Annotated in this window: 15 protein-coding genes and 1 pseudogene; 11 read left to right on the top strand and 5 right to left on the bottom strand. The window is 69.1% G+C overall.

Annotated features, from left to right (window positions below):
- Nucleotides 1–94 precede the first annotated feature (94 nt).
- Nucleotides 95–556 (top strand): annotated as a pseudogene (locus tag ACIRPX_RS36060) (hypothetical protein); the annotation flags it as partial.
- Nucleotides 557–673: 117 nt separating this feature from the next.
- On the opposite strand, the gene ACIRPX_RS36055 reads toward ACIRPX_RS36060, so the two are convergent.
- Entirely contained in the window at nt 674–1,312 is a 639-nt protein-coding gene (locus ACIRPX_RS36055) for a DUF6879 family protein (protein WP_404203233.1), read from the bottom strand.
- Nucleotides 1,305–1,574, bottom strand: a complete 270-nt coding sequence (locus ACIRPX_RS36050) for a hypothetical protein (RefSeq protein WP_404203231.1) — start codon at nt 1,572–1,574, stop codon at nt 1,305–1,307. Before ACIRPX_RS36050 ends, ACIRPX_RS36055 begins: the two co-directional genes overlap by 8 nt.
- 228 nt (nt 1,575–1,802) lie before the next feature.
- On the opposite strand from ACIRPX_RS36050, the gene ACIRPX_RS36045 reads away from it, so the two are divergent.
- From ACIRPX_RS36045 to pglZ, 4 genes are all read left to right on the top strand, one after another.
- Nucleotides 1,803–2,213, top strand: a complete 411-nt coding sequence (locus ACIRPX_RS36045) for a hypothetical protein (protein ID WP_404203229.1) — start codon at nt 1,803–1,805, stop codon at nt 2,211–2,213.
- Nucleotides 2,210–4,345: a tetratricopeptide repeat protein gene (locus ACIRPX_RS36040; protein ID WP_404203227.1), complete on the top strand. Its 2,136-nt coding sequence runs from the start codon at nt 2,210–2,212 to the stop codon at nt 4,343–4,345. The genes ACIRPX_RS36045 and ACIRPX_RS36040 overlap by 4 nt, the downstream gene beginning before the upstream one ends.
- 377 nt (nt 4,346–4,722) lie before the next feature.
- Nucleotides 4,723–8,610 (top strand): phage resistance protein, encoded by a 3,888-nt coding sequence (locus ACIRPX_RS36035; protein WP_404203225.1) that lies wholly within the window; start codon nt 4,723–4,725, stop codon nt 8,608–8,610.
- The gene (gene pglZ / locus ACIRPX_RS36030; RefSeq protein ID WP_404203223.1) at nt 8,607–11,513 is read left to right on the top strand and encodes a BREX-2 system phosphatase PglZ; all 2,907 of its coding nucleotides are present in this window, start codon (nt 8,607–8,609) and stop codon (nt 11,511–11,513) included. Before ACIRPX_RS36035 ends, pglZ begins: the two co-directional genes overlap by 4 nt.
- Before the next feature lie 32 nt (nt 11,514–11,545).
- On the opposite strand, the gene ACIRPX_RS36025 is transcribed toward pglZ, so the two are convergent.
- Nucleotides 11,546–12,592, bottom strand: a complete 1,047-nt coding sequence (locus ACIRPX_RS36025; RefSeq protein ID WP_404203221.1) for a CBS domain-containing protein — start codon at nt 12,590–12,592, stop codon at nt 11,546–11,548.
- Entirely contained in the window at nt 12,589–14,406 is a 1,818-nt protein-coding gene (locus tag ACIRPX_RS36020; protein ID WP_404203219.1) for a DUF262 domain-containing protein, read from the bottom strand. Before ACIRPX_RS36020 ends, ACIRPX_RS36025 begins: the two co-directional genes overlap by 4 nt.
- Nucleotides 14,407–14,578: 172 nt before the next feature.
- On the opposite strand from ACIRPX_RS36020, the gene brxD reads away from it, so the two are divergent.
- Together brxD and ACIRPX_RS36010 are read left to right on the top strand one after the other, a co-directional pair.
- Nucleotides 14,579–15,928, top strand: coding sequence for a BREX system ATP-binding protein BrxD (gene brxD / locus ACIRPX_RS36015; protein WP_404203217.1), 1,350 nt, complete (start codon nt 14,579–14,581; stop codon nt 15,926–15,928).
- Nucleotides 15,928–18,126, top strand: a complete 2,199-nt coding sequence (locus ACIRPX_RS36010) for a DEAD/DEAH box helicase (protein WP_404203215.1) — start codon at nt 15,928–15,930, stop codon at nt 18,124–18,126. Before brxD ends, ACIRPX_RS36010 begins: the two co-directional genes overlap by 1 nt.
- 199 nt (nt 18,127–18,325) lie before the next feature.
- Here the strand turns inward: ACIRPX_RS36010 and ACIRPX_RS36005 are convergent, their stop codons facing one another.
- On the bottom strand, nt 18,326–18,577 hold the full coding sequence (locus ACIRPX_RS36005; RefSeq protein ID WP_404203213.1) for a GntR family transcriptional regulator: 252 nt from the start codon (nt 18,575–18,577) through the stop codon (nt 18,326–18,328).
- Nucleotides 18,578–18,947: 370 nt separating this feature from the next.
- Here ACIRPX_RS36005 and ACIRPX_RS36000 point away from each other — a divergent pair, with 370 nt between their 5' ends.
- The 4 genes from ACIRPX_RS36000 (at nt 18,948) to ACIRPX_RS35985 (ending at nt 23,181) form a co-directional block, all read left to right on the top strand.
- Complete coding sequence (locus ACIRPX_RS36000) at nt 18,948–19,205, top strand: hypothetical protein (RefSeq protein WP_404203211.1); 258 nt, start codon at nt 18,948–18,950, stop codon at nt 19,203–19,205.
- A 612-nt stretch (nt 19,206–19,817) separates the two neighbouring features.
- On the top strand, nt 19,818–20,261 hold the full coding sequence (locus tag ACIRPX_RS35995; protein ID WP_404203209.1) for an NUDIX domain-containing protein: 444 nt from the start codon (nt 19,818–19,820) through the stop codon (nt 20,259–20,261).
- Complete coding sequence (locus tag ACIRPX_RS35990; protein WP_404203237.1) at nt 20,258–21,142, top strand: phosphotransferase; 885 nt, start codon at nt 20,258–20,260, stop codon at nt 21,140–21,142. The genes ACIRPX_RS35995 and ACIRPX_RS35990 overlap by 4 nt, the downstream gene beginning before the upstream one ends.
- A complete protein-coding gene (locus ACIRPX_RS35985; RefSeq protein WP_404203207.1) occupies nt 21,139–23,181 on the top strand; it encodes an ABC transporter ATP-binding protein in 2,043 nt (680 codons plus the stop codon). The genes ACIRPX_RS35990 and ACIRPX_RS35985 overlap by 4 nt, the downstream gene beginning before the upstream one ends.
- Nucleotides 23,182–23,328 lie beyond the last annotated feature (147 nt).

Below are 23,328 nucleotides of genomic sequence, written 5' to 3'. Positions count from 1 at the left end.
AGGGCCGGTCCGACTCCGTCGGACCGGCCCTTCCCGTCGCTCACCAACACCAAAACGACTGACGCCGTCATCGTCACAACGAATGTCGCTCAACACCATGGGCGTGCTCACACTGTTCTTCGGCGTGATGTTCGGAACCCAGTCGGCGAACGCCGCCGTGGGGAAGGTCGCCGGGATGATGTCGAAGCAGGTCGCCAAGAAGTTGCCCCAGAAGGCACTCACCCAGGGTGTCATCTACCCGATGGTGAAAAAGGTCGCGGCTTACCTCGGCGTCCAGATGACGAAGCAGTCCTTCGCGAAGGCCGTCTCGAAGGCCATCCCTCTCGTCGGCGCCGTCGTCTCCGGCGGGCTCACCCTTGCGACCTACCTTCCGATGGCCAAGAGGCTCAAGAAGCACCTCTCCAGCCTGCCGCTGGCAGAGCCGTCGCACCGAGTGATGGAGGGGGAAGTCGTGGACGGCGAAGTCGTGGAAGACGACGAGCCTTTCGCCACAGCACACGCCGACCAGCACGGCGCAGACGACGCTGCCATCAAGCTGGAGGAACCCCAGCCTTGACAGCGCGAGCGCACTCCTCAGCCCTCGAAGGGGCGGCTGATGCCGCGAGCGTTCTCGTCATCTCCGGGCGCGATGATCTGTTGGCATGAGAGCTCGCTCGTCATCCCGCCCAACTGATCACCGCGAACCGCGCACACCCGTCGGAGCACCGGACACCCGGGGCGGGGCCAGGGTGACGATCTCCCGGTCGAAGAAATCGCGGAATTCCTCACCGCGCTCATAAAGAGCATCGAATCCGGCGTTCGTCTCCCGGATCAGTGAGCGGTCGGTGTAACGGTTGGCTCCGGCCGCATTTCCATCCTCGTCGTAAACGACCTCGTACATGACTACATCGCCGAGAATCACTACCTCTGGAACCGGGCGAGTCCGCTCGATGTGCGAAATATCGCGAGCGTCGAGGACCTTGATGTCGTCGCCCACATCCACGCGTACGCGCAGGACGAACAACTCCCATTGCACATACGGCGTGATCGGGAATTCCACGACGCGGAGGCGGCGTTGCCTGACGCCCAGTCGCGACGCCTGGCGGAGCTCCTGGGCGTACTCCTCGCGCCTCTCGTCGGCCAGGGACAGGGCCCTCTCCCAGTCGCCGTCGGCGAAGGCCTCCCAGCTCGGGAAGCCGCGCTCCTGGAAGTGCTGGCCTCGCTCGAGCTTGTTGAGGAAGCCGATCCCGCTGGAGTAGACCCGGCCTAAGTCCGCGTGGTAGGCGGGGCGGTCCAGGCGTTCGGAGGTGCCGGCGCGGAAGGAGTCAAACATTTGGGATGTCCGGCTTCGCCGCGATGAGCATGTTCCGGGGGATGACCACGAGGCGCTCGTCCGACCCGATCGAGACCCCGTCGGGGAGGTGCCTGCCAAGAGACTGGGTCAGGTCTCGGCCGATGACAGCGATGTCACCGTTGGTGAGTTCCCAGATGTCCGGGCAGTCAGGAGTGCCGGTTGTGTTTCCGAGCTCCTGGGGAGATTTTCCCAGGCGCTGTTTGAAACCTGTGTCCGGATCTGCTTCCCATGGCCTGGCCATTCCCATCGCCCCCTCGATCGATCGGGATGTCTCACTGTAGCGTGCAACTTACCCGTCTGACCATGTGTTAGAACCCGTCCGAAGGGGTAATGGCGAGGATTGATTCCTCCTTGTCTCGTGTCGCTCGGGGCTGGAATGATAATGATCGGAAAGAAAATCACGGCAATGCCTGACAGGTGACACTTCCCATCTGTGCTGTCGGACAATCGGGTGAACGGAGGGGCGGCTGTGGACCCAGAAGTGACCGTGCTCGCACAGAGCGCGGGGGCCACCTTGGTCACGTTGATGGCGACCGATGCCTGGCACCGCGTGCGTGACGGGATCACACAGCTCTGGCGCCGAACGCAACCCGAGCGTGCCGAGACCGTCGCCGCCGAGTTGGACGCCGGCCGTGAGGACGTGCTGGCTGCCCTGGCGGCGGACGACCAGGAGACCCTGGACGAACTGCGCCTGCAGTGGCAGGGGTTGGTGCGACGGCTGCTCGTCGCTCGGCCCGCCGCCGTCGAGGAACTGCGCGCACTGCTGGACCAACTCGACCCCGATGGCTCGGCCGCACGACAGATCACCCAGCACGCCACCGCGTCCGGTCAGGCCCGGGTCTACCAAGCGGGACGTGACCAGCACATCGCAGAGCGATGACGGGCGGGACGGACGGCCACGCCGAGGACCACGGACGTGTCTACCAGTCGCGGGGCGACCAGCACATCAGCGAACACCACCACTACGGCGGTGACGGGCCGGAGCACGGCGGACCGGACTCGGTGCGGCGCCCGGCGGTCGGCCGGCCCCCCGTCGCGCTCCGCGACCGCAGCGAGGTGATGGAACGCCTGCGGGCGAGCGTCGAGGCGGAGTGCGGCGGCCAGGTCTACGTGCTGTACGGCATGGGCGGCTCGGGCAAGACCGCGGTCGCCTGCGCCCTGTTCCAGGAGGTCACCGGAGCACAGGGCCGGGTGGGCCTGTGGGTCAACGCCTCCGACCGTGCGAGCCTGCGCGCCGGCATGCTCGCCGTCGCCGCCGACCGAGGAGCGGGCGACGGCGAACTGCTCGCCGCACGCAACGGCCTCAGACCCGCCGCCGATCTCGTCTGGACGTATCTCGACCGTTCCGCCGAACCCTGGTTACTGGTCCTGGACAACACCGACGAGCCCGAGATCCTGCGGGACGGCAACTGGCTGCGCACCAGCCCGCGCGGCACCGTCCTGGTGACCACACGGCGCGCGGCGGCCCGGTGGTGGCCGGGCGCCGAGCTGCAGTACATCGGCGTACTGCCCCGCGAGGACGCCGCGCTCGTGCTGCGCGATCTCGCCCCGCACAGCGGTACGACGGAGCAGGCGGCGCGGGTCGCGGACCGGCTCGGGCGGCTGCCCCTCGCCCTCACTCTGGCGGGCGGCTTCCTCTCCCACCAGGTCATCGACCCCTGGACGATGGACGCCTACAGGGGCCAGCTCGACGGAGACGAACGGGTCCGGCTGATCGACCGGGGAGCCGACGCACTGTCCGAAGCGGACCCCCGGCATCTGGTCGGCCTGACCTGGCAGCTGACCCTCGACGCGTTCGAGGCGCGCGGACTGCCCGAAGCGGCGGCCCTGCTCAGACTGCTCGCCCGGTTCGCCGCCGAGCCGCTGCCGCTGACTCTGCTCAACCACGCCGGCATCGGCGCTGTACTGCCTCGTGCCCGGACCGAGACAGCCCTCAGAGCCCTCCTCGACCAGTCCCTGTCCGAACTGGTCGACGCCGCCGGCACGCGCTGCGTACAGAGTCACGGGATCCTGCTCGACAGCGTCTCGGCAGCCACCCCCGCGGACCTGGTGCCCGCCCTCGACACGACAGCCGTCCGGCTGCTCGACGCGGCCGTGCCCGGCGTACCCGACGCGGGTCCGCACGATTCGCGGCTGCGCCTGCTGGTACCTCACGCGCTGGCCCTGCTGCGGCACATCGGCGGGCCGTCCGCCGTCGACGCCCTGGCCGTCGCGACGCGGCTGTCGGTCGCCCTGCACCGGACCGGTGACTACCTCTCCGCCTGGGAGACCGCCCGAAGCGCGGCGGACCTGGCAGAGCCACTCCTCGGCGCGGAGCACCGTACCGTCCTCGCCGCCCGTTCCAGGGCAGGGCGAGCACTGTTCCGGCTGGGCAGGTACGCCGAAGCCGAAGCGGCGCTTCGCGCGGTCCGGGACACCCAGGAGCGCCTGTTCGGCGCCGACGACCCCGACACCACGGACAGCGGCTACGGCCTCCAGCTCGTACTGGCGAACCTCGGCAGACGCGAGGAATCCGTCGCCCTGCTCCGGGAAAGCGTCGCCGGGCGGCGCTCGGCGCTGGGCCCCACGCATCCGCTGACCCTTCGGGCCCGCGCCAGCCTGCTGGAGACGCTTCCCGCCGCCGAAGTGGTCACCGAGGAAGGCGGCACGCTGCTCGCGCTGCCGTCGGAATGCGACCGGTCCCTCGGCCCCGACCACACCGTGACACTGGGCGCCCGACACAACCACGCGTGGGCGCTGTACCTCCTGGGCCGCTTCGACGAGGCCGACCGGGAGATCCGGCGGGTCGCCGAGACGTATGTGCGGCGCTTCGGGCCCGAGTACCCGATCGTGCTCGCCGCCCGGCAACTCCTCTCCCGGACCCGAGCCGCGCTCGGACAGGTGGACGAGGGGATCGCGCTGATGAGCGACGTCGTCGAACGGCGGGAACGCGGCCTGGGCCCCGAACACCCCTTCACGGTCGCGAGCCGGCGACTGCTGGACGCCTACCGGTCGGGGCGATGGCGGCCGTAGAGCTTACGGCGGGACGGGAGCGGTCCGCACGGACGGTGCGTGAGGGTATACGGCACGGGGTCGATGGGGGTACGGATGTAGGGTGCAATGCGCAGGCCGTATGGGTGACGTTCAGTACGAGGGGGACGAAAAGTGCAGACGCCGTCAACCCGTCTACCTTGACCCGGCCAACGCCGTGAGCGTCCTTCCCGTCCGGTCACCGCATCGCCGGTTCCGTCCTCGCCACCGGCCAGGACAGCCGGCCCGCCGCACCGGCCATCCGTACCCCTGAGCCCCGCCCCACCGCCCGAGCCGGCCTCGGGCCTCGGCGGCGGACCCCGCACGACACCGAGCACGAACAGCAGCACCGAACACCGTCAGGGAGAGCGAGACCCGCAATGGCGCAGCAGCCCCTCCTCCGCGATGTCATCGACATCAAGGAGTCCATCTCCACCTCGGACTTCGTGCTGTCCCTCGCCGAGGCGACGACACCCGAGGGCGCCGAGCACGCGCTCAAGGACTACGTGGTCACCGAGCGGCTGCTGGAGAACTTCGACGAGGCGCTGAAGCTCATCAAGTCCTCGCTCGACGGGCACCGCTCCAAGGCCGCCTACCTGCACGGCTCGTTCGGTTCCGGTAAGTCGCACTTCATGGCCGTGCTGTACGCGCTGCTCAGCGGCGACCCGGCCGCCCGCGCCCGTACCGAGTTCGACCCGGTGCTGACCAAGCACGAGTGGCTGACGACGGACGGCAAGAAGTTCCTGCTCGTGCCGTACCACATGCTCGGCGCGAAGGCCCTCGAACAGCGCGTGCTCGGCGGATACGTCACGCATGTCAAGAAGCTGCGCCCGGACGCCCCGACCCCGCAGGTGTACCGGACCGACTCCCTTTTCGCCGACATCCGCGCCATGCGCGCCAACATGGGCGACGAGGCCGTCATCCGCGGACTGGGAACCAGCGACGTGGACGACGGCGAAGAGGACGAGTGGGGCGAGGGCTTCGCCTGGACCCCGCAGCTCCTGGACACCGCGCTCGCCGCCGAGGAGAACCACGAGGCCGGCACGCCGCTCGACCTCCGCAACCCTTCCACCCCGGCCGAGCTGCGCGCCAAGCTCGTCAACGACGCCAGCACCAACCTCCTGCCCGGCTTCGCCAAGAACGCCGTCGAGGACGAGCACGGCTTCATCTCGCTCGACGCCGGTCTGTCCGTCATCGCCGAGCACGCCAAGTCGCTCGGTTACGACGGCCTGATCCTGTTCATGGACGAGCTGATCCTCTGGCTCGCCACCCTCATCCACGACCAGAAGTTCGTGGCCCGCGAGGCCAGCAAGATCACGAACTTCGTGGAGGGCGGCGACGCCCGCCGCGCTATTCCCGTCGTGTCGTTCATCGCCCGCCAGCGCGACCTGCGCGAACTCGTCGGTGAGGAAGTCTCCGGTGCCGCGGAGTCGTCCATCCAGGACACCCTGAACCTCGCCTCCGGCCGCTTCGACAAGATCACTCTGGAGGACCGCAACCTCCCGCAGATCGCCCACGCCCGCCTCCTCAAGCCCAAGGACGCCGAGGCGGAACGGCTCGTCGACGCGGCCTTCGAGCAGACCAAGCGGGTCGGCACCCAGGTCTGGGACACCCTCCTCGGCTCGGAGAAGGGCACGACCGGCGCGGACGCGGAGTCCTTCCGGCTGACGTACCCGTTCTCGCCGGCCTTCATGGACACCCTCGTCCACATCTCGTCCGCGCTGCAGCGCTCCCGTACCGGTCTGAAGCTGATGGGCCAGCTCCTCGCCGATCACCGCAACGAGATCCGACTCGGGCAGCTCATCCCGGTCGGTGACCTCTACCCGGTGATCGCCGAGGGCGGCGACAAGCCGTTCACCGACAGCCTGAAGGTCGTCTTCGAGGCCGCCGACAAGCTGTACAAGACCAAGCTGCGGCCGTACCTGCTCAGTTCGTACGACATCACCGAGGACGACGTCGAGCAGTACGTCAACCGGCCCGAGGCCATCACCGACCCGCAGCGCGCCAACCGCTGCCGCATGTTCGTCGGCGACAACCAGCTCGTGTGCACCCTGCTGCTGTCCGCCCTCGCACCCAGCGTGCCCGCCTTGGCCGAGCTGACCATCCGGCGGCTCGGCGCGCTCAACCACGGCTCGGTCCTCGCGCCCATTCCGGGCGCCGAGGTCGGCATCATCAAGAACAAGGTCGCGGAGTGGGCGGCCCGGTTCCCTGAGATCAAGGAGACCGGTACCGACGCCAACCCGGGCGTACGGCTCGAACTCTCCGGCGTCGACGTGGACTCCGTCATCGCCAACGCCCAGGTCAACGACAACCCCGGCAACCGGGCCGCGCTCGCCCGCCGCCTGCTGTCCGAGGAACTGGGCGTTGAACACGGCCAGTTGAGCGACCAGCTCAGCTTCACCTGGCGCGGCACCGCCCGCACCGCCGAGATCGTCTTCGGCAACGTAGCCGACGAGGACGAACTGCCCGACCACGACCTCATGCCGCAGGAAGACGGCCACTGGCGTATCGCCATAGACCTCCCCTTCGACGAGGGGGAGTGGGGTCCCGTCGAGGACGTCAACCGGATCCGGCGGCTGCGTGAGCGCCAGCAGGGCGAGCGGTCCCGTACCGTCGCCTGGCTGCCCGCCCACCTGTCCGCGCAGCGCTTCGCCGACTTCCGGCGCCTCGTCGTCATCGACAAGGCCCTGGCCGACGAGCACCGCTTCGACACCCAGTACGCCGGCCACCTCAACGCAGACAACCGCAGCCGCGCCAAGGGTCTCCTCGAAACCCAGCGCGAGGCCCTGCTCAAGCAGGTCAAGGGCGCCTTCAAGCAGGCCTACGGTCTCGCCCAGAAGCAGGCCGCCGACGTCGTACCCGATTTCGACGACCACCTCGTCGCGCTGCCCGACGTGGACAGCCTCACCCTGTCCTTCGGGCAGAGCCTGCACGACGGCATCCGCCATGTCGCGGGCAAGCTGCTCGCCCACCAGTACCCGGCGCACCCCGACCTCGACCCCGAGGCCACCGGTATCGCCGTCAAGCCGATCGACACGAAGAAGGTCTTCACTCATGTCCGGGCCGCTGCCGAAGCCCGGGACGGGCGGGTGGAGGTCCCGGCCGCCGACCGCAAACTCATGCAGCGGATCGCCGGGCCCCTGCGGCTTGGGCAGCAGAAGGAGGCGTACTTCGAGCTGTCCCGCTACTGGGCCGACCACTTCCGCCAGCTCGCCAGCGCCCAGGGCGTCACCGGGGACCTGTCCCTGATCACCCTGACCGACTGGACGGACAGGCCCGACCCGCGCGGCCTGCCCGACTTCCTCGCCCGGCTCGTCGTCGCCGCCTTCGCCGAGATGGACGACCGGGTGTGGGTGCGCGGCGGCACCGTACTCGACCCCGCGCCCGAACTGTCCGCGATCAGGGACCACGACGCGCTGCGCAGCCAGCCGCTGCCCGCCGAAACCGACTGGGACACGGCACGCCAACGCTTCGAGACGATCTTCGGGCAGAAGGCGCCCGCCCTGCGGCGCGGCCGGATGGTCAACCAGTTCGCCCGCCAGATCATCGAGGCCGCCCGCACCCACCGGGACCACGCGGCCGATCTCGTGCACCAGTTGGAGGCCCACGCCTCCTTCCTCGGCCTCGACCAGACCGCCGACACCGGACGACTCGCCCTCGCCCGCCGCTCCCTGCAACTGCTGGACGCCCTCACGGCGGAGGCCGGCAAGGGCGCGGCCGGCGCGAAGAAGACCGTGGAGGCCCTCGCCTCCTTCGACCTGGGCGAGACCAGCGCCGACCGGTACGGGACCTCCATCAAGCAGGCCCGCGGCGTCGCGGAGGCCGTCGCCTCCGCGCCCTGGAGCACCCTGGAACTCGCCGCCGGACTCGGCCCCGAGGGCGCGGCTCTACTCGACTCGCTGCGCAACGTCGCCCGCGACGACCAGCGCACCGCGGACCTGCGCGACGCTCTGACCCGTACCCAGCGCGAGGTCGTCGCCCTGATCAAGCGCACCCAGGCCGCCGCCACCCCGCCGCCCCCTCCCGCTGCGCCCCAGCCAACGGCCGACGACCTGTCCCTCAACACGCCGACCAGCGACCCGCGCATCCCCTACACCTCCCAGGGGACACCCGCACCGGCTCCCGCAGGCAGCGGCACCGCGCGGACGTCCGGCGGCCGCCGGACGACCGTGGCGCGGGCTGCCTCCGACCTCCAGGCGGAACTGTCCGAGCTGGCCGCCCGCCACCCGGACGCGACCATCGAGATCACCTGGAAGGTCGTCGAATGACGGACACCGTCGCTGCCGCCCCCGGCGCCGTCCGGCTGAACACCGCGACCGTCACCCAGCACCTGTCCTCGCAGTCCTCCCTCGCCGCCTTCCTGACCGGAGACGGCGGGGGCCGGCGCCGGGTTGTGCTCCTTCGGTCCGCGCCCCAGTGGGACGGTCCCGCCGAACCCACCTGGGGTGAGGGCCGGACGGCAGGCGTCGCAGTGGCGCCCTCGCCGCTCGCCGTCCATGAACTCGTCCTCGACCACCTGGCGGGCCGCCGCCCCGGCCCCGCCGTCCTGGTCGTCCTCACGGACCGCGAGCAGAACGAACTCGACCCGGCGATCATCGCCCGCGTCCACAAACAGCGCATCGACACGGTCGACAGCTGGGACGTCGTGCGGGAGGCGTTCGGCGCGCGGCAGATCGACCCGCGTCTCAAGGACGTCAACTGGGCCGCCGAAGCCCTGCTCGACGCCACCCCGCCCGGTGGCTGGCAGCCGGTGCCCGGTGGCTGGCTGTCCCGGCAGTACGCCCTCACCGCGCTCGCCCAGCGCCGCCTGCGCCTCGGCCGCTACGACACCGAGGGCGGCGCACGGCGTCCTGGCGACGACCGGCTCGACGCGCAGACTCTGCTGCACTGGTCGACCCGGCCCGGCGCCCCCGAGCGCCTGCTGGGTCTGCGCGGCCCCGAGCGCGCCGGACTGGCCGACTTCCTCGGAGAGGAAGACCAGGCGGGCCTCGCCGGACGTGCCCTGCTCGCTCTCGTCGGCGCCGAGCGCGGCGCGGACGCCGCCGCCTTCGGCCTCGTGTGCGCGGCGCTGTGGCAGCACGCCGAGCCCGCCCCCGAGACGTACCAGGCCCGAGGCCGTGCCGAGCGCTACTTCGGCGATCAGCCCCCGGCGGTGGGCGAACAGCTCGACTCCCTGATCACCGTCTTCGGCCGGTCCGCCGAGGAATACCTGGTCACGCTGCTGTCATCCGGACACCGCAACGGCGGGAGCGACGCCGAGCAGGCCCGTGAGGCACGCCGCACCACCGGAACCGTGCTCGAGCGGGCGCCTGTGCTGGCCCGTCAGTTCGGCGCGGAGGCGGCCGTCGCGGCGAGCCCCGTCCTGCGCGGTGGACTCGACGCCCGGTTCACCTCTGTCGGGCAGGCCCTCGCGACGGGCGACACGGCAGCGGTGGCGAAGGCCGTACTGCGCCTGGCAGACCACCGGCTCGCCGGGGATCCGGAGGAGTTCGCCCGTGTCGAGCGTGCGCGAATGGGGCAGCGTCTAGCCCGCTGGCTGGCCACCGATCCGGTCACCGACACCCGCACCGTCGCCGATGCCATACAGCGGCACATCGCCGAGACCGGCTGGGCCGACCTCGCCCTGGAGCACATCGAGGCCGGCGGCGACCCCGACCCTGTGCTCAAGGCCGCCTATGACACCTTGGGCAGTCGCGTCAGGGCCCGGCGGCGGCAGATCGACGCGTCGTTCGCGCGCTCGCTTGGCGGCTGGACCGAGGACGGTACCCGGCCCGGCAGCATGCTCACCGTCGAGACCTTCCTCGACCGGGTGGTCGGACCTGTCGTCCGGCGAGGGGAGGAGCGGCGGGTGCTGCTGCTCGTTCTCGACGGCGTGAGCGCGGCCATAGCGAACGAACTGGGCGAGGAACTACGCCGTTCCTGGGCGGAGTTCGACCCGCTGGCCGGGGACACCCCGCGTAGGCGGGCGATGGCCGCCGCCCTGCCCACCGTGACGGCCGTGTCCCGGACCTCGCTCTTCGCGGGCACCCTGATGAAAGGCACCCAGGCCGACGAGAAGCGGCTCTTTCCCGCGCTGAAGCTGTGGAGCGGGGCCCCGGCCGCCGTCTTCCACAAGGACGACCTGCGCGCCGAGACCGCGGGCGACACCTTCGGCCCGGCGCTCACGGAAGCGCTGACCGACGGCAGGACGCACGTCGCCGTCGTCCTCAACGCCATCGACGACCGCCTCGCCAAGGAACAGAAGCTAGGCGACGGAGCCTGGCGGGTCGACGACGTACCCGGACTGCGCGAACTGCTCCGGGTGGCGGCGGCCCAGGGCATGGCCGTCATTGTCACCAGCGACCACGGCCATGTCATCGACCGGCACGGCAGAAAGGCCGACGCTGCCACCGAGCCTTCGTCCGCGCGCCACCGCCTCCCCGGCCGCGGTCCGCTCGGCGAACGGGAGATCGCCCTCTCCGGGCCTCGCGTGGTGTGGCCCGAGCCTGGCGCGTCCATCGTGGCCCTCTGGGACGCCGACTCCCGCTACACCGCACTGAAGGCCGGCTACCACGGCGGGGCCTCACTCGCCGAGTTCACCATTCCGGTGCTCGCTTTCCTCCCGTTCGGGGCGGAACCGCCCAAGGACTGGCGGGAGTTGGGAGACCAGCGGCCGAGCTGGTGGGCTTCAGAGGAGGCTGGGAGGCCGGTCCGGGACGAGGGCGCGGCTCAGGTGGCCGGCACGGCAGCGAAGAGGGCCACCGCGAAGCCCCGGAAGAAGCAACCCGTCCCCGTGACGCTACCGGACGCGCTCTTCGACGTGGCGCTGACGGAGGGCGGAGACGAGTCCCTTCTCACCCCGACCGTCGTCTCGCGGACCGAGGCACTCGTCACGGCTCTGCTCGAGTCGGAGACGTACCAGGCACAGCTCGATGGTCTGGCCCGCAAGCCGCAGCAGGAACAGATCAAGAAGGCTCTCACCGCCTTGCTGGAAGCAGGCGGCACCCTGCCGGTGACCGCGCTCGCCCAGCGCGCGGGCATGCCCACCACCCGAGCCGACGGATTCGCCGCAATCGTGCGGCAGCTCCTCAACTACGACGGCGTACAGGTGTTGGAGACGCTGCCTGACGGGCGCACGCTACGGCTCCATGAGGCCTTGCTGCGAGAGCAGTTCGGCCTCCGGGCGGCCTGACGGCGTTCGGTTGACTCTGCCGCCACACCGCCTCAGGTCACGAATGCCCGTAGCAGCTTCGCGAACGTCGTCAATTCGTCGAGCATGTCGTGTGGAAGCGGCTTCTCGTCGAAGTGGGCGATTCGGTTGCGGATGTCCTTCACTCGCTTCAGCCGGCCGATGAACTGTTCCCTGGGCATATTGGGCCACTTCAGGGCTTCCCAGTTGGCGTCGGCGGCCTCGGCCAACGACGTCTTAGTCTGGTCCCCGTCCAGGAGCCTCAGGTAGTCGCCGAACATGAGGTCGGAGACCTGGCCGGTCCGGTGCTCGGGCTTCTTGTTCGTCTGGACGGCCTTGATGGTCTCCTTATCCAGGGCCGCGCCCAGGCAGCGGCGCAGCAGGGACTCGATCTCCCCGACGATGAAAAAGGGCCGTGCCGCGCCCTCGAAGCGGTCCGTGACGTCCGAGGCACTGACGATGCCAGAGAGGCAGCCGTCGTCGCCCCGGACCAGGAGGTAGCCGTGTTCGCGGATGACGGGCAGGGCGGAGAAGAACTCCTGGCGGGTGTCGGCGACCGGAAGGGAGTCCTTCTCCATCGCGTTGTCCAGCGTGGGCTGCTTGCCCGCCTCGTACATCTTGGCGACGGACCCCCAGGTGACCACCCCATGGATCTGCGCCATGCCGGTGGTCACCGGGACCTGCGCGACGTTCTTCGTACGCATCAGGAACGTGGTCTGCGCCAGTGGTGTGCCGGGACCCACGGACACCAGGCCACGCCTCGCCGACGGAATGTCCCCGAGTAGAAGACGCTGCGGAAGGGCGGCCGAGGGCAGCGCCTCCTCCGTCTCGTCCTCCTCCGCGTCGGCGGGGGCGGCCTGTGCGGGAACGGACGCGAGCGGCACCACGTCGACGTTGCTACGCAGACCGCAGACGGCGAAGTCGGGCAGAGTGGTCAGCCCGGCGTCCGTGAGGGCCTGCGAGATGCGGTGCACCGTCCGGTGATCGCGGACCCTGACCCGGAACAGGTCGAGGATGTCCTGTACGGGCACGGTCTTGCCCTTGAGCCTGGCGAGATCCGACCCGCTCGGTGCGGTCGTCATCGAGCGTCGCCCTCCGTAAGGTCCCGGAGCATCGTCCTCTTGCCCATGGCAGCGTGCACGAGATCCTGCAACTGCTTGGAACGGTCGTTGTAGAACCGCTCGTAGTCGTTGTCGCGGAGAGCGTCCGGGTCGATGAGGTGAGTGGCGAGTACATCGTCGAACCACTCGGGGCGCATGTCGGAAGCGGCGACCATCGTGGACACGTAGGACGCCGGCGCCCCGGTCATGTCCATCGCCGCACGGTAGGACAGCGGGGTCTTGTTCACGATGGAGTTCGTGGGCAGACCCTGGCTGTTGCCCCGACGGAACCAGGTCTTGGGGAAGATCTGCCGGACGTCCACGCTGTACTCGTCGAGTCTGCCGGGGCTGAGCGGGCTGCCCGTGTAGTGCCAGTCCACCGCGCCCTGCTTGATCAGCAGGGCGTAGATGCCCTTGTACGCGGCGCTGTTGCGCGTGGTGAGGCTGTCGAGGCGATCGGCGAAGAAGAACGCGTCCGTGACGGTGTCGGGCGCCCGGTCGTCCTGCGCGATCCAGGGCACGAGCTGCTCGACGTCACGGGTGAAGCGGGTCTCTGTGGAGCCGCCGTACATCTCGCCGAGGACGCCGCACCAGTACCACTGCTCGGTCTTCTCCTCCGCGCCCAGGCTGTCCAACGCCGTGTCCAGGATGGCGCGGACGGCTGCGAGCGGGACGAGTTGGGTCTTGTACGGCAGGTCGCTCGGGCGGACGATGCACTGCCGCTCCAGGAAGTCGCCCACCCAGGCGAAGGCGTCGGCGAGTTTCGGCGCCAGCCGGACGAAGTCCGCCAACGGGAGGTCCAGCAGGTCCCGGCGCTTGCACGAGACCGTCGCCCCGGTGCCCGCCCGCTTCCGTTCCCAGGTACGCACCAGGGCGATGGCCTGGAGGAAGTCGATACTGCTCAGTCCGTTCTCGATGCCGCTGTCCAGACGGCCGAAGACCGGGTACTTGCTCGCCAACCCATGCTTGATCTCCCGCCACACTTCAGGGAGTTGGTAGTAGTCGCCGGTCTCTTCCACGTGCTCACGGTCCCCGGCGTAGGTCGCGGTCAGCAGTTCGAAGACGTTCAGGGGCACACCGCCCGTGTTGACCCGCTCGAACACCGCGCACACGGCGTCCATGGAGGTGGAGGCAGCCAACCGGATCATCGGCACTTGAAAGGCACGGACCTGCTGGAGAACCGACTCGTCGAACTGGCCCCAGAGGTCCCAGTTACGGTCTTCGTCCGCCTTGATGTAGGACTTCTTCCACTGGTTCACACGCTGTGCGTCGAAGATGAGATGCAGAGGGAAGAGACCGGCCGCGCATTCGTCCTCCGCGGTGCTCAGGTCCAGCACCACCGTGCGGTTGAAGTCGGCGCGGAGCACCTTGTCCGCCGGGACGGACAGGATGGCCTCGTCACGGTCCGCTGATGGGCCAACGGCCTTTGCGATGTCGACGTAGTACCAACGCTCGATGGGCTTGCCGCGGGCATCCGCCGTCTCCACCGGGGCATCCAGCCACAGGGCCTGAAAGAGGGAGGTGAGACGCTGCTGTCCGTCCAGCAGGAGGAGGTCCGCGGCCGGGTCTCCGTCCGGGCGTGCTCCGGTAAGCCTTCGGGAGCGGAATCGGGTGGCGCCACCGGTCTGCAGTGTCATCACCACGCCGAGCGGATAGTCCAGCGTGACCGTCGCGATGATCGCACGGATCCGGTCGTCGTCCCACTTCCAGTTCCGCTGGAAGTCGGGCAACTGTAAGGAGCCCGACGCCACGTCCGCGAGTACGTCCTTCAGCTTCACATTGTCCAGTGCCGCCACTTTCGTCCCACTCCCCACCCTGGCATATGTACGGAGAGTGATTTCATCAGCGTCTTCAGGTGACCGTCAACCGATTCAACCAAGCAGGCGGCTCTCGGCTGTGCGGCGGGTTGGCCAGCGGCCGCCTCGGTCCCCGTACGGCGGTACCCGTAGAAATGGAAGACTGGTTCCTGTGAGCACCGCCGGATCCCATCGCCCTGCACAGGTGAGCGCCGCCCGCCGCCGTACCGTCATCGACGCGCTGCGGCGCGGTGCCGTGCCCGACAGCGGACTTGACCTGCTGGCCACCGGACTCGACACGTTCGAAGCGGCCCTGGACGCGGAACTGGACGCCGTGGCGTCGGGCGGCTCGGTGTTCAAGGCCGTCCGGGGCGAGTACGGGTCCGGCAAGACCTTCTTCACCCGCTGGCTGGGGGAGCGGGCCAAGCGCCGCAACTTCGCCGTCGCCGAGATCCAGATCTCCGAGAACGAGACTCCACTGCACCGGCTGGAAACGGTCTACCGGCGACTCACCGAACGGCTCGCCACCTCCAGCTTTCCGCCCAGCGCCCTGCGGCCGGTGGTCGACGCCTGGTTCTACGCCTTGGAGGAGGACGCCCTCGCGGCCGGTGCGAGCGAGTACGAGCTTCGGGGCGAGGTGGAAAGACTGCTCGTCGCGCGGCTTGCCGAGGTCTCCCGGCACGCCCCGGCCTTCGCCACAGCTCTGCGCGGCTACCGTGCTGCCCTTGCGGACGGCGACGAGGCGACAGCCGCGGCTGTCCTCGCGTGGCTAGGTGGTCAGCCCCACGTCGCGGCCTCCGCTCGCCGAAGCGTGGGGGTACGCGGTGACCTCGACCATTTCGGTGCTCTGGGATTCCTGCAAGGGCTCCTCACTGTGCTGCGCGACTCCGGGCACACCGGGCTGTTCGTCGTCCTCGACGAGGTCGAGACCCTGCAGCGGGTGCGCTCGGACGCCCGCGACAAGGCACTCAACGCGCTACGGCAACTCATCGACGAAGTGCACTCCGGCCGATTCCCCGGTCTCTACCTGGTCATCACAGGTACTCCGGCCTTCTACGACGGTCAGCAAGGCGTACAGCGCCTGGCCCCGCTGGCTCAGCGCCTGGCCACCGACTTCACCACCGAGCCGCGCTTCGACAACCCCCGAGCGGTGCAGATCAGGCTGCCCGGTTTCGACCAGGAGTCGCTGGCCGGACTCGGCGTCACCATCCGCGACTTGTACGCCGATGCCGCAGAGACGTCAGAGCGTGTGCGGAAGGTCGTCGACGACGCGTATGTCGCGGACCTCGCGCTGGCCGTCGGTGGAGCGCTGGGCGGCAAGGTGGGGGTAGCTCCCCGGCTCTTCCTGAAGAAGCTCGTCGGGGATGTGCTCGACCGCGTCGACCAGTTCGACGACTTCGACCCCCGGCGGCACTACCGGCTCACCGTCGTCGGCAGCGAACTCACCGACGTCGAACGCAACTTGGCCGCAACCGTCTCCGGACACTCTGCGTCGGCCGACGACATCGACCTGGAGCTGTGATGGCGGGCGCGCACCTGCCGGCGGGCAAAGACCCGAGTGACGAGGGCGCCGACGTACTCGACCTGCTCGACCCGGTCGTCCTGCACCACATCGTGAACACCCTCGGGTGGCCCGATCTGCGACCGCTGCAGAGAGCGTCGATCACCCCGCTCATGCTGGGACAGGACGCCGTACTGCTGGCTCCGACAGCAGGGGGCAAGACTGAGGCAGCCTGCTTCCCCCTGCTGTCAGCGATGACCGAGCAGAACTGGACCGGCACGTCCGTGCTGTACCTGTGCCCGCTCAAGGCGCTCCTCAACAACCTGGTCGGCCGCGTCGATGCGTACGCCCAGTGGCTGGGGCGGCGGGCCGCGCTCTGGCACGGCGACACCAAAGAATCGCAACGGCAGCGCATCCGGAGCGAGGCACCGGACATCCTGCTGACCACGCCCGAATCCCTCGAAGCGATGCTGATCGGGGTCAAGACCGACCATGCCCGCCTGTTGGGAAGAGTACGGGCTGTCGTCGTTGACGAAGTGCACGCCTTCGCAGGAGACGACCGGGGATGGCACCTGCTCGCCGTGCTCGAACGGCTGGAGCGAGTCACCGGACGGCGCATCCAGCGCGTCGGACTCTCGGCGACCGTCGGCAATCCCACCGAGTTGCTGCACTGGCTGCAAGGCGCAGGTGCCGACAGCCGTACTGGTCATGTAGTCGCCCCGGGAGTGCACCTGCCAGCCACCGATCACGGAGAACGGGACATCCAGGCAGTTGCCGAACCGTCTCGCAGGCCGGCAGGCGAATTGGAGCTCGACTACGTCGGCTCCCTGGACAACGCGGCCAAACTCATCGCCGCGCTGCACAGGGGAGAGAAGCGGCTCGTCTTCTGCGATTCGCGCCGCCAGGTCGAGGAGTTGGGTGCCGCGCTACGTGCGCGGGAGGTGACCGTCTTTCTCTCCCACGCCTCGCTCTCCGTCGACGAGCGCACCCGTTCTGAGCAGGCATTCGCCGAGGCACGCGACTGCGTCATCGTCTCCACGTCCACCCTCGAACTCGGCATCGACGTCGGTGACCTCGACCGCGTCATCCAGATCGACTCGCCGGCCACCGTCGCCTCATTCCTACAACGTATCGGCCGCACCGGGCGCCGGTCCGGCACGGTGCGCAACTGCCTGTTCCTGACCACCCGCAAAGAGACGCTGCTCCAAGCCGCAGGATTGCTACTGATGTGGTCACGCGGCTGGGTGGAACCCGTCGTTCCCCCGCCCGAACCACGCCACCTGGTGGCCCAGCAACTGCTCGCCGTCACTCTCCAACAGCACAAACTCGGCGACCAACTGTGGGACCGGCAATGGAACGGCCTTGCCCCCTTCGACAAGTCGGCAGCCCCCATTCTGCGCTTCCTCACGGAGGAGGGTTTCCTCGACAGCGACGGCGGCATGCTGTTCGTCGGCCCCGAGGCAGAACACCGCTTCGGCAAGCGGCACTTCATCGAACTGACTGCATCCTTCACCGCACCACCGCAGTTCACCGTCCTGTCCGGACGCGCAGAGATCGGCCGTACCGACCCGAGCGTGCTTACGGAGGAACGCCCCGGCCCCAGGCGGCTACTGCTCGGTGGACGCAGTTGGCAGGTCACGTACATCGACTGGTTGCGCAAACGCGTCTTTGTCGAGCCCGCCGATGGCGGCGGCATCGCCAAGTGGATGAATGGTGGCGTTGTCGGACTGTCGTACGCCCTGACGCGTGCCATGCGTGAAGTACTGCTGGGCGCGGATCCACCGGTCGCCCTCACCCGGCGTGCGGAAACGTGCTTGGCGGAACAACGCGAGATGGACGCACCCGACACTGTGCACCCAGGCGGCACAATTGTGACGCGCGTTGGCAAGGACGTGCGCTGGTGGACGTGGGCTGGTTATCGCGCCAATGCCACGCTGGCGGCCACCCTGCAGTCGGCCACCGATCCGCTGCAGCGACCTACCGACAGTTGGCTGCGCCTGCGTGAAGACCTCTTGCTGTCCGGCTGGCGCGCGGCCCGTGAGAACATCGGCGAGAACCTGGTCCTGCCCGATGTAGACCAACGCGCCGTGCGAGGCTTGAAGTTCTCCGCCGCACTCCCGGAACGTCTCGCCGTCGCGACGGTAGCGGCACGCCTGGCCGACCTCGAGGGCGCCCGCGCGGTGCTGGGTGAAGCCGTGCGCTTTCAGTCTGTCAGCTGAATCGAATCGAAGGGTTGACGCGCCGGTCGCGCAACCGCGTCAGGGGTCTGGTGGGTACGGCATGTCCTGGATGGGGCGCGGCATTACGCCGTCGCTCTGCGCTGCGGTTGTTTCGCTGACACGGAGCATGCCTCGCCTGCCGTCATGAGCCGACCTGAGCCCGTGACGGGGATGTGAGAGCGGCTTCGGCTGGTTGAGGTTAGGGGGTGTCAGGGGCGGTGGGCGGGGGGTCGGCTACGAAGGTCCCCAGTCCGACCTCGCCCCGCGTCCAGCCCTCTTCCCGTACGTGCCGCATGGCTTTAGCCGCAGTCGCGTTCACCACGCCGAACTCCTGGGCGATCTCCAGAGTGGAGGGCACGCGGGTGCCCGGCGGATACGTGCCGGCCTGGATGCGCCGGATGATCTCCGCTGCGATCTGCCGCCATAGCGGACGCGTGCGATCAAGCTCCATGACTGCAGCGTGGGTGACCACGGCAATCTGTGCATCCGTGGTTATCTACGGTTATCCACGGTATCTTGAGCTACAGACGTGGAACGGCCCCGACGGGAAGCGGGCTACTTCCTCACCGAGGCCTGAGACGACTGAGTAGGAGTGGACTCATGCGCAACCTGTTAGCCGCAATCCCGAGCTTCTTCCCGCCCCCTCGCCGAATGGGCCGCGTCGCCGAGACGGCACCGTTCCGCGCTGTCGCTCCACCCATCCCGGTTCCTGGAGGCACCCCTGCTCATCGGACACGGCCCTACCGGACGGGCGCCTTTGTTGTCGACGATCTGCCACTCGTTTGGGCACACGTTGCCGTGTGCCTTTTGGAGGTCGCCGCATGAGCATGAGTCGTCTGCGCAGCGTGGGCGTCGATCCCCTCACCGGCAAGGTGGCGTTCGTCGTCGCTCAGCCCGGGGGATTCTTCGAGGGACTGGCTGACGCCCGTACCCTCGAGGCCGCCACCGCCCTGGTGGCGGTCGTCGGCGCCGTGCTGGAGGGCGGCAAGTCCTCGGACGCCGAACTCGCCGCCCTCGTACCGACGTTGCACGCGGCGCTGGAGGAGTGCGTTGACATCATGGCGGCGGATCGGGAGTGACTGCGTCACGGCAATTCGCACGTAGTGCAGCGTTGCCAGAGGGCGCTGGCGGCGCTTGGGTCGGCCAGCTCGCCCCACATTGCTTGCGTGATCCAGCGCCTACACGCTCGGCGAACGCTGGCGTTCGTCAGTCATCAGCGCGACGCACCTTGCATCTGTCCGTCGGTGACACCGCTGTGGCTCTGGCCCACCTTGCCGTCAGCCACTTGCGGCGAGACCCCCTGCTTCCTGCTGCAGCTACGAACTGGGCTACTCCATCAAGTGCTCGCCACTTCCGTGGCTGCGCAACGGTGACCGCCTGCGCGGATCGCCTCGACCCCGCTCCGCACGCGAACGTAGTCCGTCCGGAGAGCCGCATGGAAGCACGCCCGCGGTTGGTAAGGGTCACGTGTCCCGCACCTGTGATGGCCTCCCGAACGCCTGGCAATCACCAGATCGGGTGCCGAATTCCACCCGGGTGATTCGAACTACGCATCACGGCAGCCAAAGCCAGTCCTGACAGGCCACGCCTCGAAAGGTCGAACTTTCGATCGACGCTTCGTCCGTGACGTGCCGCTGATCAGCAACGTTGTACAGGCGCCTGTCCCAGTCGTCGTCAGCGGAGGAGCCCTTATGCGCCCAGTTCTCAACGTCATCGGCGTTCACCTGTTGTTCGAGCGGGCGGGCAAGGTACTTCTGGGCCTGCGATCGTCCACCTCGGCCTACGCCGCGGACACCTGGCACCTGCCGGCGGGGCATCTTGAGGACGAGTCGGCCACCGCGTGTGCCGTGCGCGAGGCCCGGGAGGAGCTCGGTGTGACCGTGCACGAACAGGACTTGCGCCTCGTGCATGTCGTGCACCTTCGCGACGCCGAGGACCACAGGGCTCGTATTCAGATGTTGTTCCGCGTACTGGACTACGAAGGGACTCCCGTGATCTGCGAAGCCGACCGGTGCGCCGATCTGCGGTGGTGGCCCTATGGTGCGCTGCCTGCGCCGCTGGTGGACTACACGGCCGTCGCGCTGACCGGGATCGCGGCCGGGCGCACGTACACGGAGATGGGGTGGCCGGCATGACGGGCAGCAAGGCCCTGCCGGAGACACTGCGGACGTGGGCGGCATCCGTGGTGGGGCCGGTCACGGCAGTCAGGGATGCGGCATGGCCGCGAGTTGCCTCGCGGGTGTGGGAGCTTACCTGCGACGGCGGTGACCGGTTCTTCCTGAAGGTCGCGTCGACGCCGAAATTCTTCACCTACGAGAGCCGGGCCTACCGGTCGGCCGTCTCCTCTCTTGGTGCGGGGCATGCTCCGCGCTTGCTGGGCACGTTGCCGGAGCAGCTCGCATTGCTGCTGACCGCAGCGCCGGGCACCTCGGTGCCCGCACTGGAACTCTCCGACGGGGAGCGGCGGTTGGTGCACCACCACGCCGGTGCTCTGCTGCGACGGCTGCACGGGGGTGGTCATTTGGATGCCGAGGCGCGAGCCGAGGTCGTCTCCCAGGTCATCCGGCTGACCGAGCAGGCGGACAAGCACCTGGACCGCGCCGGGGATCTCCTCACCGGCCGGGACCGCGCCATCGTCGAGCACGCCGTCCAACAGCTCCCGGACATGCGGCTGCTGCCGGCCGCCTACGCGCACGGCGACTTCCAGGAACGCAACTGGCTCTGGTCTCACGGAAGCCTCGCACTGGTCGACTTCGAACGGGCGCGGCATACCTGGGCGGTGTGGGACATGGTGCGGTTGGCCTGCGGACCGTGGGGGGACCGCCCGGATTTTCAGGAGGCGTTCCTCGACGGCTACGGCCGCGACCTCACCGACATCGAGCGATACGCGCTCGGCTGCCTGGCCGCGTTCGACGCGGTCAGCGCCGTCACGTGGGGGACGGACAACGACCCGCCCGTCGCCGAGCGCGGCCGGCACACACTCGATCGACTGGCCAAGGGGGAAGGACTCGTATGAGGATCCGCGCACAACGCACTCGGGCGAACGGAACTTCCGCGAAAGAGACCGCGGGCGCCCAGGAGGTCTCGGAGTCGGAGCGGCTGCTGTTCGGCGGGCCGCTCCGCTACGACATGGGGTGGAACCAACACCACGGCTCCTTCCTGGAGTTGGACCTACGCGCCATGGTCGCGCGGATGCCCCGGCTGATCGGCGCGACGATCCGGATGGCCCACCGCGCCGACCCCGGCGCGCTACGTCAGGTCGCCGCGGCGGAGATCGGCGGCGGCATCGCCCGCGCGGTGAGCCTGGTCGCGGTCAACCGGGTGCTCGTGCAGCTGCTGGCCCACGGCGAGACCGTCGAACGCCTGACGGCCGCGGCCCCCGCCCTGATCGCCGTGGCCGTCACCGCCGTCCTCGGCGCCGTGCTGAAGTCCATCTCCACCGCCGGCACCGGCCGGTTGGAGCCGAAGGTGTTCCGCGTGGCGAGTGAGGAGTACCTGGAGCGAGTTGCGCGGGTGGAGTTGGCCGCGGTGGAGGACGAGGAGTTCCACAAGCTGCTCGACTCCGCGCAGTGGGGTGCGGAATCCGCCCGACGCATGATCAAGTTCTGTGCGTCCGTGATCACCGCGGCCATTGCACTGATCGCCGCGGCCGGCGTGCTCACCGTCCTGCACCCGGCTCTGCTGCCGCTGCTCGCGGTGATGACGCTGCCCAGCGCGTGGAGCGCGCTGACCATCGCACGCCGCCGCTACATCTCCTTCCACACCTGGGTCCAACACGCCCGCGCCGGCCAGCTGCTGGGCCGGCTGCTCATCGACACCCAGGCCGCGCCCGAGGTACGCGTCCACAACATCGGACCGTTCCTGCTCCGGCACTTCCACACCATGGCGGAGACGGCGGAGCAGGAGCAGACCCGCCTCGCCTCCCTGGCTGCCCGCACCGGCCTGATCGCCTCCGCCTGGACGGGGCTCGCGATCGTGGCCACCTACGGCGTACTCGGCCTGCTGCTGTGGACCGGCACCATGGACCTGGCCGTCGCCGGTACCGCCGTCATCGCCATCCGCACCGGCTCCGCCAACCTCGAAGCCCTCGTCGTCCAGCTCAACTACCTCTACGAGGAAAGCCTGTTCGTCGCCGACCTCGACCGCCTGTGCCAGGAGGCCGACCGCCGCCTCATCCCCGACACCGGCCGCCCACTGCCCGAGCAGGTCGGCGCCATCCGCTTCGAAAACGTCACCTTCACCTACCCCGGCACCACCGACACCCGCCCCGTCCTCGACGGCGTCACCGTCACCATCCCCACCGGGAAGATCATCGCCCTCGTCGGCAACAACGGCAGCGGCAAGAGCACCCTGGCCAAACTCCTCTGCGGGCTCTACGCCCCAGACACCGGCCGCATCCTCTGGGACGACGTCGACGCCACCGACGCCGAGCGCGCCGACCTCTTCGACCGCGTCGCCGTCGTCGCCCAGGACTTCTACCGCTGGCCCTTCACCGCCCGCATCAACGTCGCCATCGGCCGCGCCGACGCCCCACACGACGACCAACTCCTGCACACCGCCGCCGAATACGCCGGCGCCGACGAAACCATCGCCAGCCTGCCCCGCGGCTGGGACACCCTGCTGGCCCGCGGCTACCGAGGCGGCCACCAGATCTCCGGCGGACAATGGCAGCGCCTCGGCATCGCCCGCGCCCGCCACCGCGAAGGACAGATCTTCGTCGTCGACGAACCCACCAGCGCCCTGGACGCCGAAGCCGAACAACGCGTCTTCGACCAGATCCGCAACCTCGCCGCCGAAGGCCAGACGATCATTCTGATCACCCACCGCCTCCACAGCGTCCGCCACGCCGACGACATCTACGTCCTCGACCACGGCCGCATCGCCGAACACGGAACCTTCGACCACCTCATGCGCACCGACAGCGACGGCCCCGGCCTCTTCCGCCGCATGTATCTGGTGCAGTCCGAGCAGTACCGCCTCGACGACCACAACCTCCCCCGGCAGAACGGAGCTCCCACGAAAAACCACGCAACCGAACCGACCGGGGAACGCTGAACCCGACTCTGCGCAATGCCACGGCGGGCCTCAGCAGTTCCCTTGCGCAGGCCCGCCCAATGCTGCGCAGGCAACGTATGGGCGTCCGATTGCGCAGAGCCCTGGCCGGCCGCGTAGTCATTGCGCATCGCCCGCCCAAGAATGAGC

Source organism: Streptomyces sp. NPDC101225 (genome assembly GCF_044767585.1).
Lineage (GTDB): Bacteria > Actinomycetota > Actinomycetes > Streptomycetales > Streptomycetaceae > Streptomyces.
This window is presented reverse-complemented; position numbering and strand designations above follow the sequence as displayed.